This window comes from Micromonospora sp. M71_S20, assembly GCF_003664255.1.
Taxonomy (GTDB): Bacteria; Actinomycetota; Actinomycetes; order Mycobacteriales; family Micromonosporaceae; genus Micromonospora.
The window spans coordinates 530,053-542,754 of record NZ_RCCV01000004.1 but is presented as its reverse complement, the minus strand read 5'-3'; the positions used below and the strand labels follow the sequence as shown (position 1 = coordinate 542,754).

The following is a 12,702-nucleotide window of genomic DNA, read 5'->3' as shown; positions in this document are numbered from 1 at the left end:
GCGGGCCACGGCGACAGGAGTTCCTAGGTGAGCGACTCCCCCGACACGGCGGACAGGACGACGAGCGGGATCTGCCGCCCGAAGCCCGCAGCCCGGTCGGCGTAGCGTCCCACGTTCGGCTTGTGCGCCACGACGTGCGCGAACAGCTCCGGGTCGCGCTCCCCGTCGGTCACCCGCGCCCGTACCGCGATCGTCCTGCGCCGCAGGACGATCCAGCAGAGTTCGTGGTGACGCGCGTTGACCACCCAGGCCGGGTCCGTGGGGCCGCCCCCCTTGGAGCCGACGACCACCAGGTCCGGCCCGTGCGGCACGTACGGCAACGCCGCCTCGCGCAGTTGCCCGGACCGACGGCCCACCGTCGTCAGCAGCAGCGTGGGGTGGTACGGGAACCTGCCCGCCAGCGCGTACTGCAACGACACGAGCGAGAACCCGGTCCGCCGCACCAGGAACCGGTCGAACGCCATCCCGCGCGGCCCACGGATGACGATCAGCCATGACCGGCCGTACGAGGCGAACGACCTCGTCTGCGCACCGATCCTGTCCCCCCGGCTCATCGCGCGCCGGCCAGCAACGGTGACAGCGTCTCGGCGACGTCGGCGACGTCCTCGATGCCCCGGACCACCTCGACGAGCTGCTCCTGCGTGCCCGCGTCGAGGATCCCGTCGCAGAACGTGGCCAGCTTGCCGACCACGAAGTCCCAGTCCGCCCGCGTCGCGGCGTCCCACGGGTCGCCCTGGGCGAAGTCCGACTCGACGACGTACTCCCGGCCGCCGGCCCGGATCGTCAGCGCGCCCCGCGTCCGGCGGATCTGACCACCCGGGTGCTCCCTGAGGTCGGCCTCCCACTCGGCGTCGAGCACCGGATCGGGCGCCGTCGTGATCCGCCGCGCCAGGTCCCACACCTCGGGGTCGGCCAGCCGCTGCGGGTCGTACCACTGCGGCCCCGGGGCGTGCCCGAGCAGCGCCAGCGCCGCGGCGTACGGCATGTTGAAGGCACCGTCCAGCGGCGCGACGAGCGTGTCCGGGATCTGCGGGGCCGGCTCCCGGAACTGCAACGTCCGGTAGGCCGCCGGGCTCAGCCGGATCTCCATGGACTCGATCTGCGACACCGGCACCCCGTGGGTGCCCGGGAACGCGCGGATCGCGTCGAGCGCGGCGTGGGTGAAGCGGCACGTCGGGTACGGCTTGAGCGACGTCTCGCTGATCCACCACGTCGACCCCAGGCCGGCGACCATCTCGTGCCGCTCACCGCCGAGGAAGCCCATCGCCTCGATGAAGCCCGGGGTGCGGTCCAGCACGTCCAGGTCGCCGGTGTAGCCCTCCTCGGCGAGCGCCGCGCCGAGCATCCCGGCGTGCGCGATCGCGCCGTACGGGCCGTACTTGAACGCGTTGAACGAGCGCCGCTCGGCCATGTAGGAGTTCTTCGCCGGCGGGGCCAGCCAGGCGACCAGGCCGAGCGCGTGGGTCAGGCGCTCCGGCTCCCAGCCGCCGACGACGGCACACGCCGCGGCGGTGCCCATCGAGGCGTACCCGTGCGACGACAGCGGCGACCAGCGGAACTGCCCGTCGGCGAAGGCCATGAGCGAGGTCGACAGGTTCAGCCGCGCGTTGATCTCGAAGGCGAGGATGCTCGCGCGCAACAGGCTCGCCCCGTCGGCGTGCAGCCGCTCGGCCTCGGCCAGTCCTGCCGCGACCCCGAACACCGCGAAGTGCGCCGAGTTGAAGAAGGTGTCGTCCGCGTCCAACGCGTTCATCATGTCCGCGTTGGCGTGCGCGGCGTTGATCGCCGCGACCCGCTGCCCCAGCCCGAACACCGTCGCCTCGGCCGGGCCGCCGAACCGGGCGGCGACCCGCTGGACCATGCGGCTGCGCCGCAACCGCACCGCCGCCAGACCGCAGACGAGCGAGTCGAGCACGACGAGCTTGCCGTAGTCGCGCACCGACTCGGGGACGTCCTCGTCGCGGGTCGTCGTCGCGAACCGCGCGAGCAGTTGCGTCCGGGTCGGTCCCGTCGCGTCAGTCACCGCTCAGCCCCACCTTTCCCGGCGCGACGAGCCGGTTGCCCTGCGTGTCGCGCGGCAGCGGCACGGGGATCGCTGCGAGCAGCTTCTGTGTGTACTCGTGCCGCGGGCTGGCGAAGATCTGCTCCGTGGTGTCGGTCTCCACGACCTCACCGGCGGCCATCACCATGACCCGATCGGCGATGACCTCGACGAGAGCCAGGTCGTGGCAGACGAACAGGTACGCCAGGCCCAGCTCGTCCTGCAGGTCCCGGAGCAGGTTGAGCACCTGCGCCCGCACCGACACGTCCAGCGCCGCGACCGGCTCGTCGCACACGATGAGGCTCGGCTTCATCGTCAGCGCCCGGGCGATCGCGACCCGCTGCAACTGCCCGCCGGACAGCTCGGCCGGGTAGCGCTCCAGGTAGCGCGAGCCGATGCCGACCCTGTCGAGCAGCTCGACGGCCTCCCGCTCCCGCGTGGCCCGGTCCTTGTCGGTGTGCACGAGGATCGGCTCGGCGACCGCGTCCTTGATCGTCATCCGCGGGTCGAGCGAGCTGTACGGGTCCTGGAAGATCATCTGCATCCGCTGGCGCAGCTCGCGCATCCGCTTCGTGGCCAGCACGTCGATCCCGTCGAAGGCCACCGACCCGGAGTCCGGCTCGATGAGGCGCAGCACCATGCGCCCTACCGTGGACTTGCCCGCGCCGGACTCACCGACGACCGCGAGGCACTCACCGCGCTCCAGGGTGAAGCTCACCCCCTTCACCGCGTGCGACCACTTCGTACGCCGGCCGAGCCAGTCCCGACCGGAGCTGAACGACTTCGTGAGGCCGTCGACCTCGAGCAGGCTCATCAGACCGTCACTCCATCCAGGGAGAGTTCCGCGACGCGTACGCACCGCGCGTCGTGCCCGGCGGCGCCGTCGACCCGGACCATGCCGGGGTGGGTCACGTCGCACCGGCCCGGCTCGGCGAACTCGCACCGGCTGCTGAACCGGCACCCGTGCGGCCACGCGCCCGGGGCCGGGATGCCACCGGGAATCGAGCGCAGCCGACGGCCGGTGCTCAGACCCGGCCTCGGGATCGACCCGATCAGGCCGGAGGTGTAGGGGTGCCGCGGGTTGAAGAAGATCTGCTCCGAGGGCGCGTTCTCGGCCACCTCGCCGGCATACATGACCACGACCTGCTGGCACAGCTCGGCCACCACCGCGAGGTCGTGGCTGACGAACAGCAGCGCCACACCGGTCTGCTCCTGCAGGTCGCGCAGGAGTTCGAGGATCCGCTCCTGCACCGTCACGTCGAGCGCCGTCGTCGGCTCGTCGGCGATGAGCAGGCGCGGGTTGCACGCCATGACCATCGCGATCATGACGCGCTGGCACATGCCGCCGGAGAACGCGTGCGGGTACTCGTCGACCCGCTGCGCCGCCCGCGGGATCTGCACCAGCTCCAGCATCTCGACGGCGCGGGCCCGGGCCTGCCTGCGGTTCATGCCCAGGTGCCTGCGCACCGACTCCGCGATCTGGTCCCCGACGGTGTAGGCCGGGTTCAGGCTGCGGATCGGCTGCTGGAAGATCATGCCCATACCGGGGCCACGCAGGTTCCGCCACTGCTTCTGGCTGCCCGCGGTGAGGTCCGTGCCGTCGAAGACGATCCGGCCCGAGGCGATCCGTCCGCCGGTCGCCTCGGTCAGACCCATCACCGCGACCGAGGTCACCGTCTTGCCCGATCCGGACTCGCCGACGAGAGCCACCGACGCTCCCGGCTTGAGGGAGAACGAGACGTCCTGGACGGTCGTCTGCCACCCACCGGAGGGTGCGGGGAACTCGACGGTGAGGTTCTCCACGCGCAGCAGGTCCGCCGCCGGTCCGGTGGCGGCGTCGGTCCTGGTGCCGGCGATCACGCCGGGTGCCGTTTCACGTGCCATGTCAGCTCCTGGTGGAGGCCGGGCCGGTCAGTTGCCCGACCGGGTGCGCACGAGGGCGCGACGGACACCGTCACCGACGTAGGTGAAGGCGAGGACGGCGAGGAAGATCATCACGCCGGGCGGCCAGACGAGGTACGGCGCGAGACGCATGTTCGACGAGGCCGTCGAGAGCATCGAGCCCCAACTGGCCGTGGGGGCCGTGACGCCCAGCCCGAGGAAGCTCAGGCTCGCCTCGGCCGCGACGGCGCTGCCCAACGACACCGAGATGACGAGGATGATCGGCGGCAGCACGTTGGGCAGCACGTGCCGCACCGCGGTACGCAGGGTGCTGCAGCCCAGGGCGATCGAGGCCTCGATGTAGGTCTCGTGCCGCACGTCCATCGTGCCGGCGCGGGCCACCCGGAAGAAGCGCGGTGCCATGACCAGGCCGATGGCGAGCATCGCGTTGGTGATGCCGGAGCCGAGGACGGCGACGATGGTGATGGCCAGCACGAGCGACGGAGCGCTCATGAGCGCGTCCATGACGCGGGTGAGGATCGTGTCGACCCAGCCGCCGCGGTAGCCCGCGATCATGCCGAGGGGCAGGCCGAGCACGAGCGCGACGGCCGCGGCCTGCAGCGCCGCCCAGAGCGAGACCCGCGCCCCGAAGATGAGCCGGCTCAGCACGTCCCGGCCGTAGTCGTCGGTCCCCAGCCAGTGCTCGGCACTCGGCGGCTTGAGCCGCTGCAACAGGTCCTGCACGTCGGGGTCGTACGGCGCCAGGGCCGGTGCGAAGATCGCGATGAGGGTCAGCACGAGCAGGAAGGCACCGGCCACGATCGTCGTGGGGCGACGCACGATGCTCTTGAGGATGCCGGGGGCGGCGACCGGCTCCGGGGCACCCGTACCGATGGCCGCCGTGGGCACCTCGGTGAGGACGGTCTCGGTGAGGCCGTCGCCGGGCACGCCGACGTCGGGTGATTCGCTCCCCGGCACCGGGGACGCGGGGGGCCGGTTCGTGCTCATGACCGCACCTTCGGGTTGAAGTAGCCGTAGGAGATGTCGACGATGAGGTTGACGAGCACGACGATCGTGGTGCTGAACAGGACGAAGCCGAGCAGCACCGGCACGTCGCGCCCCTGCACGGCCTCGACGGCGGTGCGCCCGAGGCCCGGCATGTTGTAGATCATCTCGATGGTCACCGATCCGGCGAGGACCTCCGCGACGCGGAAGCCGAGGACGGTGATGACGGGGATGCACGCGTTCTTCAGGGAGTGCTTGAACACGACGCTGGCGCGCGACAGACCCTTGGCCTCGGCGTTGAGGATGTAGTCGGTCCTCATGACCTGCCCGAGCGCCGAGCGCAGCTGCAGGGTCACCTCGGCGGCGGGAAGCAGACCGAGAGCGATGCCGGGCAGGATGAGGTGCGAGAGCCACGGCCAGAAGCCGTCGGAGAGCGGTTGGTAGCCGAACGCCGGAAACATCTGCAGCCCCACCGCGAAGACCGAGGCGAGCACCAGGCCGAACCAGAAGCCCGGGATGGCGATCGAGATCGAGGCGAACCAGTTGACGACCCGGTCGACGATGCCGCCGGAGCGCAGCGTGGCCACGAGCGCCAGGGTGGCCCCGAGCACGATGGCGAAGATCATCGCGACGAGCACCAGCGACATCGTCGTGGCCATCCGCCGCGTCAGCAGCTCGGTCACGGTCTGGTCCGAGAGGAAGGACGTGCCGAGGTCGCCGCGGACGACGTCGCCGATCCACATGAGGTAGCGCAGGAGGACCGGATCGTTGAGGTTGAGTTCCTCGCGGATCGCCTCGACGCGTTCCGGGGTCGGTTCGTCACCGGCGAGGACGGCGGCCGGGTCCCCCGGGGCGAACTCGATCAGGACGAACACGAGCAGCGGGACGACGAACAGCAGGGGTATTGCCGCGAGTAGTCGCCTGCCGGCGTAGCGGAGCATGTCCTACCTCGACTCTGGGCGTGGTGCCTGGGACTGGCCGGTCGCCCGGTTCGGTGCCGGGCGGGGCCGGTGAGGTGTCGCCGCCGGCCCCGCCGCAGCGGGTGGGTCCGGCGGCGACACCACCGGGTGGTCAGGAGCGGACGGTCACTTCCTGACCGCGATGTTGCGCAGGTCCCAGATGCCGATGTTCGACATCGGGATGTTGTCGAAGCCGACGACGTTCCCCTTCGCGACGGTCGCGTTGGTCTGGTTGCACAGCGGCACGTACCAGGCCTGCTCGAGGGTCGTCTTCCAGATGTCGTGGTACAGCGGGGCGCGCTTGTCCATCAACAACGCGGGGTTGCCGGCCTCGGCTGCCTTGGCCGCGACGAGCGAGGGGTCCGCGGCGAGCTTGTAGGTGTTCAGCAGGTACGTGTTCACCGTCGCCGCCGGGTCGGCCTTCGGGCTCCACGACGTGGCGACCATCAGCTCGAAGTCACCGGCGATGAAGCGCGGCTCGTTCTCGGTGTTGGGCACGGGGTTGAGCGTCGCGTCGATGCCGATGGCCTTCAGCGACGCCTGCACCACGTTCGCCGGCTGCTCGGCGTTCGTGCCCGCGGCGAAGGTGATGGACACCTTGGCGCCGCCGGCCTGCTGCACCAGGGCCTTGGCCTTGTCGACGCTGAACTCGTACGGGTAGGTGTAGTTCGGGATGCGGCTCGGGTCCGTCTCGCCGACGAGCTGGCGCGTCGGCGTGCAGTAGCCGCTGAAGAGCGCGCTGATCGCCGCCGGGTCGACCGCGTGGGCGATCGCCTGGCGGACCTCGGGCTTGGCGACGTCGCCCTTCGTGGCGCGCAGGTAGACGCCGACGAGGTTCTTGAACTTGACCTGGTGCTGCTGCAGGCCGCTGCCCGGGGTGACGATCTTCTCGACCGTGGCGATCTCACCGGCCGAGCTGAGCGGGGCCAGGTCGACCTGGCCGCTCTGCAGGCCGTTGAGGCGGGCGGCGGCGTCGGGCACGCGCTGAAGCTCGATGCCGCCGAGGCGTCCGACGTTCGGGTCCCAGTAGCTGTCGGCCCGCTTGAGGACGAGCTTCTCCTGGGGCACGAGCTCGGTGGCGATGTACGGGCCGGAGCCGGCGGTGCCGGGCTTGTTCTTGATGTCGACGCCGTCGGTGATGGCCTTCGGGCTGACCATCATGCCGGCCGTGCCGGTGAAGGAGGCGGGGAGCTGGACGCCCTTGCCCTTGATGAGCTTGAGGCGCACGGTCGTCTTGTCGACGACCTCGACCGACTCGATGTCGGCGAGTTCGCTCTTCAGGGTCGAGGCCGCGAGGGTCTTGCCGCGCTCGATGTTGACCTTGACGGCCTCGGCGTCGAACGGTGTGCCGTCGTGGAACTTCACGTCGTCACGCAGCTTGAGCTCGAGGACGCTGCCGTCCTCGACGAAGTTCCACTCCTTGGCCAGGCCCGGGACGATCTTGTCGTCCTTGTCGAGCATGGTCAGCCGGTCCCAGACGAGGAACAGGTAGCCCCAGGCGCCGTAGCTCGTCTGGACGGCCGGGTCGAGGTCGCGCAGCGGACCCGCCGACGCGAACTTGAGCACGGCCGAGGTGTCGATCTCGCCCTGGCCAGCGCCGTTGGTGCCGGAGCTCTCCGGTGAGCTGCAGCCGGCCACGGCGAGGGCCCCGACGGCGATCAGCGCGACCACGCGTCGCCTGGCCTTGTTCTTGACGCCCATTCTCATCCTTCCAAACACGAGCCGAATCGCTCGGCCGATCGAGAGGTGGTGTTGTCCCCCGACGGCTGCCCGGCGGGATCGGTGGGATTGGTGGGTCGATGCGCTGGCCTTCAGGGCGTGTGGCGGCGGGTCAGCCCTCCGCGGAGAGGATCAGTGCGCTGGTCGGGACCCCGACGCCCGCCGTCACGAGGACGTTGCGTACGCCGTCGGGCTGGTTGGTCGAGGTCCCCCGGACGAGGCGGACGCCCTCCGCGACGCCGTTCGTGCCGTGCAGGTAGGCCTCACCGATCTGGCCACCGTGGGTGTTGGTCGGCAGCGAGCCGGTGACCTCGAGGTTGCCGTCGGCGATGAAGTCCTTGGCCTCACCGCGACCGCAGAAGCCGTACTCCTCGAGCTGGTTGAGCACGTACGGGGTGAAGTGGTCGTAGAGGATCGCCGCGTCCATGTCGGCGGGTCCGAGGCCCGACTGGGCCCACAGCTGCCGGGCGCAGAGCTCGACCTCGGGAATCCGGGTCAGGTCCTCGCGGTAGTAGCTGACCATCTGGTACTGGTCCGGTCCCATGCCCTGGGCCGCCCCGACGATGTAGGCCGGGGTGGCGGGCAGGTCCTTGGCGCGCTCGGCGCTGACGACGACCATCGCCTGGCCGCCGTCGGTCTCCTGGCAGCAGTCGAACAGGTGCAGTGGCTCGGCGATCCAGCGGGAGGCCTGGTGCTCCTCGAGGGTGAGCGGCTTGCCGTGGAACCACGCCCTGGGGTTGTTCGCGGCGTGCTTGCGGGCGAGCACGGCGACGCGACCGTAGTCCTCGCTGGTCGCGCCGTACTCGTGCATGTAGCGACGGGCGAACATCGCGGTGTGCTGGGCCGGGGTGAGCAGGCCGTACGGGTTGACCCAGGAGCGGTACTCGTTGTCCGAGGTGGCCTGGGTCTTCGCCGGCGGCGGCCCCAGCCCGAAGCGGACGCCGGAGCGCTCGTTGAAGGCGCGGTAGGCCACGACGACGTCGGCGACGCCGCTCGCGACGGCCATGGCGGCCTGCTGGACGGGGGCGCAGGCGCCGCCACCGCCGTAGGGGATCCGGGAGAAGAACTTCAGTTCGGGGATGCCCAGGCTGCGGGCGACCAGGTTCTCCGGGTTGGTCTCCATGGTGAAGGTCGTCATGCCGTCGACGTCGGCGGGGCTCAGGCCCGCGTCGGCCAGGGCGGCCGAGACGGCCTCGCCGGCCAACTGCAGCTCGCTGCGGCCGGAGTCCTTGGAGAACTCCGTCGCGCCGATGCCGACGATCGCGGTGCGCCCCGACAGGAAGTTGGACGTCACGTCACTGCTCCGTTCCGCGGGGCAGGCGCACGGTCACCTCGGAGACGGCGTGCGCGCCCTTGCTGTTCGTGCCACGCACCGCGACGCGCACGGTGTCCTCTTCGACGCCGACGACCTCTCCGGTCAGCCGCATCGCGTCACCCGGGAAGTTCGGCACCCCGAGGCGGGTGCTCAGGCGCACCATGCGCGCGGCGGGGCCGGCCCAGTCGGTGACGTAGCGGCCGACGAGCCCGTTGGTGTTGTTGATGCTCATGTAGGTGTCGGGGGTGCCGCGACGCTCGGCCTGGGCCGGGTCGTGGTGCACGTCCTCGTAGTCGCGGGTCGCGAGGGCGCCGGCGACGATGAGGGTCCGGGTCAGCGGGATCTCGAGCTCCGGCAGCGTGTCGCCGACGCTCACCTGCCCGATGGTGATCTGCGTGCCGCTCACAGCTGCTCCCCCGCGTCGACGAGGTCCGCGAGCTGCTGCAGGTGCCAGGCTCCCGAGCCGGCGGTGTTGGCCAGCTGGGTGGTCCAGAGCATGTAGCGGTGGATCGGATAGGTGACGTCGGCACCGATGCCGCCGTGCACGTGCTGCACGGTGCGCGCGACGCGGTCGCCCGCCTCGGCGGCCCAGTACTTCGCGACGTGTACGGCCGCGCGGGGCGGCCGGGCGGTCGTCTCGCGCCAGAGGGCGTTGAGGTAGGTGACCTCCATCGCCTCGGTGTCGATGTGGCAGTCGGCGATCTGGTGGGCGACGGCCTGGAAGGTCGCGATCGGCACACCGAACTGCTCGCGCCCGGAGGTGTAGTCGGCGGCCTGCCGCACGGCGGCCTGGCTGATGCCGCTCTGCAGGGCGGCCACGGCGATCCAGACCTGGCGCAGCAGCCAGTCGATCCGGTCCTCCCCCGGACCTTCGGCGAGCAGCTCCGCGGCGGCGCCGTCGAGGTGCACGTCGGAGGCGAGCCCCCGGTCGGTGCGCTCGAAGGTGTCGCGGCGCGCCCCCGCGCCGGCGGTCGGCACGAGGTAGAGCCCGACCGTACCCTCCTCGTCGGTGGCCGGGACGACGATCGCGTCGGCGAGGTGCGCCGAGCGGACGCCGACCGCGGTGCCGCTCAGGGTGATCCCCCCACCGCCGGGCCCGGCGCCGGACCGCGCGCGGACGCGGGCGCCGTACGGCCGGGCGTCGGCCAGGTCGTCGACGGCCACGGTGAGGACCGTGTCCCCGGCGGCGACGCGGGGCAGCCACTCGGCCTGCTGCTTGGCGTCGCCGTAGCGCACCAACGGCAGGACGCCGCCGACGAGGGTCTCCCACAGCGGTACGGTGCCCAGCGTGCGCCCCTGCTCGACGAAGATCCCGGCGACCTCCCACAGGCCCAGCCCGGCGCCGCCGTGTTCCTCGGGTACGAGCAGCCCGAGGACGCCGGACTCGGCCAGGTCGCGGTGCAGGACGCGGTCGAAGCGGTCCTGCCCGGCCTCGACCTCGAAGAGGCGCTGCGGGTCGCCGTTGCGCGAGAAGACGTCGCGCGCCAGGTCGTTGACTGTGACCTGGTCCTCGGCGAGCTGGAAGTCCATCAGTTCTCCTCCTCTTCGGCGGGCTCCGATGCGGAGGTCGCGGCCCGGAAACGCGGCAGGGTGAGGTTCTCGTCGTAGTCGAGCCAGTCGACCCGCACGGGCATGCCGATCTCGACCTCGTCGGCGGCCCCGACGAAGTCGGCGACGAGGCGCGTGCCCTCCTCGAGGTCGACGAGCACGACGGTGAGCGGGTAGTCGTACCCGGGAGCCTTCGGGTGGTGGCTGACGACGTAGCTGTGCACCGTGCCCCGTCCGCTCGCCTCGACCTCGTGCCACGCGTACGAGTGGCAGGAAGGGCAGGTCGGGCCGGGTGGGTGGCGCAGCGTGCCGCAGTCGGTGCAGGCCTGGATGACGAGGCGACGCTGTGCGGCGGCCTCGAACCAGAAGGCGTTGTCGCGCAGGATGAACGGCTTGTGCCGCAGCGCCGGGTCGGCGGCGGCCGGAGCGGCGGGCCTGACGCCGGACGGGTCGAAGCGCAGGATGCGGAAGCGCTGGCGAGCCACGACCTCGTCGTCCTGGTCGGTGTAGGTGCGCAGCGTCGTGATGAAGTGGCCGGTGCCCAGGCCCGTGGTCTTGCGCGGGGAGACGTCCTCGATGACCGTCGCCATCTTGATCTCGTCGCCCGGGCGCAGCTCGCGCACGTACTCGTGCTCGTCGTTGGTCGCGACGACCCCGACGAAACCGGCCTCGGCGAGGATCGCGAGCAGCCGGGCCATGGGGGTGTCCGGCGCGGCGCCCGCGGCGGCGGCCATGTGGGCCCTGTAGCCGACCATGAGCCAGGTGGACAGCATCGGCGGCGGGGCGACGACACCCTCGCGGCCGGTGGCACGGGCGGCCTGCTCGTCGACGTAGACGGGGTTCTCGTCGCCCATCGCCTCGACGAAGTGGCGGATCATCGCCTGGTTGACGGCGTCCTGCGCGTGGCGGGTGGGCGTGGCCTCGAGGCCGACGAACTCGCGCAGCCGGGCGAGGAAGGCATCCTCGTCGGTGGTCCCGGGGGCCGGGGTCCGCGTCGTGGTGCTCATGCGGACCGTCCCTTCCTCGGCATGCCGAGGCCGGCGACCGCGATCATGTCGCGCAGCACCTCGTTGGTGCCGCCGCCGAAGGTGTTGATGTAGGAGCCGCGGGTGTATGCCTCGAGCTGTCCGCCGAGGACGGCGTCCGGGGCGCCGGGGCGCCGGGTCGCGCGGGGCCCGACGACGGAGACGAGGTTGCGGCAGACCCGGTCGTGGGTCTCCGTGCCGTAGACCTTCGCGACCGACGCGGCGGCGGGGGCCGGGTTCTGGCCCTCCGCGACGACGGCGATCTTCCAGTTGAGCAGGCGCATCGCGGTCAGCTCGGCGTAGTCGCGGGCCAGCTCCGTGCGCACCCACGGCTTGTCGAGGACGCGGATCCCGTCGGCGTCGGGCTCGGCGGCCCACGCGGCGACGTCGGTCCACAGCTGCTCGGTGCGCCCACCCATGGCGGCCAGGCCCACCCGCTCGTGACCGAGCTGGCCGGTGATGAGGCGCCAGCCGCCGTTGACCTCGCCGACGAGGGCCTCGGGGCCGACGCGCACGTCCTCGTAGTAGGAGGCGTTGGTGTGGGTGATGCCGCTGGTGGCGATCGGCGTGCAGCTGAAGCCGGGGTCCGAGGTCGGCACGATGAGAATGGTGATGCCCTTGTGCTTCGGGGCGTCGGGGTCGGTGCGCACGGCCATCCAGACGAAGTCGGCCTGGCTGACGCCGCTGGTGAAGACCTTCTGGCCGTTGACGACCCAGCCGCCCTCGGGCGTGGCCTCGGCCTTGGCGCTCAGCGAGGCGAGGTCGGTGCCGGAGCCCGGCTCGCTGTAGCCGATGGCGAAGATGACGTCGCCGGTGAGCATGCCCGGCAGGTAGGTGCGCTTCTGCTCCTCGGTGCCGTAGCGCATGAGCATCGGGCCGATGTTGTTGATGGTGACGAAGGGGAACGGCGCCTGGGCGCGGTTGATCTCGTCGAAGAGGATGTACTGGTCGATCGCCGGGCGACCCTGGCCGCCGAACTCCTTGGGCCAACCGAGCCCGAGCAGGCCGTCCCTGCCGATCTGACGGATGATCTCGCGGTAGGCCGGGCGGTCCTCGTTGGTGCCGCCGAGCGCCTCGCGGACCTCGGGCGTGAGCAGGCGCGCGAAGTAGGCGCGCAGCTCCCGGCTCAGCTCTCGATGCTCCGGGGTGTACTCCAGGTACATGGATGTCCTCTTCTCGGGGCGTGGGGCACCCGTCGGTGTGCCGGGC

The 12,702-nt window shown here is 71.3% G+C and carries 12 protein-coding genes; all 12 read right to left on the bottom strand.

The genetic code is table 11. The annotated features are described in order from the left end of the window. Positions 1-23: 23 nt before the first annotated feature. Positions 24-554, bottom strand: a complete 531-nt coding sequence (locus DER29_RS31470; protein WP_121401246.1) for a nitroreductase/quinone reductase family protein — start codon at positions 552-554, stop codon at positions 24-26. Beyond that, a complete protein-coding gene (locus DER29_RS31465; RefSeq protein WP_121401245.1) occupies positions 551-2,023 on the bottom strand; it encodes an MmgE/PrpD family protein in 1,473 nt (490 codons plus the stop codon). The genes DER29_RS31470 and DER29_RS31465 overlap by 4 nt, the downstream gene beginning before the upstream one ends. Continuing rightward, positions 2,016-2,855 (bottom strand): ATP-binding cassette domain-containing protein, encoded by an 840-nt coding sequence (locus DER29_RS31460; protein ID WP_121401244.1) that lies wholly within the window; start codon positions 2,853-2,855, stop codon positions 2,016-2,018. The genes DER29_RS31465 and DER29_RS31460 overlap by 8 nt, the downstream gene beginning before the upstream one ends. Continuing rightward, entirely contained in the window at positions 2,855-3,925 is a 1,071-nt protein-coding gene (locus tag DER29_RS31455; RefSeq protein WP_121401243.1) for an ABC transporter ATP-binding protein, read from the bottom strand. The genes DER29_RS31460 and DER29_RS31455 overlap by 1 nt, the downstream gene beginning before the upstream one ends. 27 nt (positions 3,926-3,952) lie before the next feature. Next, positions 3,953-4,930, bottom strand: a complete 978-nt coding sequence (locus DER29_RS31450) for an ABC transporter permease (protein WP_121401242.1) — start codon at positions 4,928-4,930, stop codon at positions 3,953-3,955. Beyond that, the gene (locus DER29_RS31445; protein ID WP_121401241.1) at positions 4,927-5,868 is read right to left on the bottom strand and encodes an ABC transporter permease; all 942 of its coding nucleotides are present in this window, start codon (positions 5,866-5,868) and stop codon (positions 4,927-4,929) included. The genes DER29_RS31450 and DER29_RS31445 overlap by 4 nt, the downstream gene beginning before the upstream one ends. 144 nt (positions 5,869-6,012) lie before the next feature. Continuing rightward, a complete protein-coding gene (locus tag DER29_RS31440) occupies positions 6,013-7,587 on the bottom strand; it encodes an ABC transporter substrate-binding protein (protein WP_121401240.1) in 1,575 nt (524 codons plus the stop codon). A gap of 130 nt (positions 7,588-7,717) precedes the next feature. Continuing rightward, positions 7,718-8,899, bottom strand: a complete 1,182-nt coding sequence (locus tag DER29_RS31435; RefSeq protein WP_121401239.1) for a lipid-transfer protein — start codon at positions 8,897-8,899, stop codon at positions 7,718-7,720. Position 8,900: 1 nt separating this feature from the next. After that, positions 8,901-9,326, bottom strand: coding sequence for a MaoC/PaaZ C-terminal domain-containing protein (locus DER29_RS31430; RefSeq protein ID WP_199729631.1), 426 nt, complete (start codon positions 9,324-9,326; stop codon positions 8,901-8,903). Further along, positions 9,323-10,450, bottom strand: coding sequence for an acyl-CoA dehydrogenase family protein (locus DER29_RS31425; RefSeq protein ID WP_121401238.1), 1,128 nt, complete (start codon positions 10,448-10,450; stop codon positions 9,323-9,325). The genes DER29_RS31430 and DER29_RS31425 overlap by 4 nt, the downstream gene beginning before the upstream one ends. Then, on the bottom strand, positions 10,450-11,475 hold the full coding sequence (locus DER29_RS31420; RefSeq protein ID WP_121401237.1) for a bifunctional MaoC family dehydratase N-terminal/OB-fold nucleic acid binding domain-containing protein: 1,026 nt from the start codon (positions 11,473-11,475) through the stop codon (positions 10,450-10,452). Before DER29_RS31420 ends, DER29_RS31425 begins: the two co-directional genes overlap by 1 nt. Continuing rightward, positions 11,472-12,656, bottom strand: a complete 1,185-nt coding sequence (locus DER29_RS31415; RefSeq protein WP_121401236.1) for an acyl-CoA dehydrogenase family protein — start codon at positions 12,654-12,656, stop codon at positions 11,472-11,474. The genes DER29_RS31420 and DER29_RS31415 overlap by 4 nt, the downstream gene beginning before the upstream one ends. Positions 12,657-12,702: the final 46 nt, after the last annotated feature.

Bases quoted from the DNA above. Each gene is read 5' to 3' on its own strand.
- DER29_RS31470 (WP_121401246.1), bottom strand. From the start codon at position 554: ATGAGCCGGGGGGACAGGATCGGTGCGCAGACGAGGTCGTTCGCCTCG.
- DER29_RS31460 (WP_121401244.1), bottom strand. From the start codon at position 2,855: ATGAGCCTGCTCGAGGTCGACGGCCTCACGAAGTCGTTCAGCTCCGGT.
- DER29_RS31455 (WP_121401243.1), bottom strand. From the start codon at position 3,925: ATGGCACGTGAAACGGCACCCGGCGTGATCGCCGGCACCAGGACCGAC.
- DER29_RS31450 (WP_121401242.1), bottom strand. From the start codon at position 4,930: ATGAGCACGAACCGGCCCCCCGCGTCCCCGGTGCCGGGGAGCGAATCA.
- DER29_RS31445 (WP_121401241.1), bottom strand. From the start codon at position 5,868: ATGCTCCGCTACGCCGGCAGGCGACTACTCGCGGCAATACCCCTGCTG.
- DER29_RS31440 (WP_121401240.1), bottom strand. From the start codon at position 7,587: ATGGGCGTCAAGAACAAGGCCAGGCGACGCGTGGTCGCGCTGATCGCC.
- DER29_RS31425 (WP_121401238.1), bottom strand. From the start codon at position 10,450: ATGGACTTCCAGCTCGCCGAGGACCAGGTCACAGTCAACGACCTGGCG.
- DER29_RS31420 (WP_121401237.1), bottom strand. From the start codon at position 11,475: ATGAGCACCACGACGCGGACCCCGGCCCCCGGGACCACCGACGAGGAT.
- DER29_RS31415 (WP_121401236.1), bottom strand. From the start codon at position 12,656: ATGTACCTGGAGTACACCCCGGAGCATCGAGAGCTGAGCCGGGAGCTG.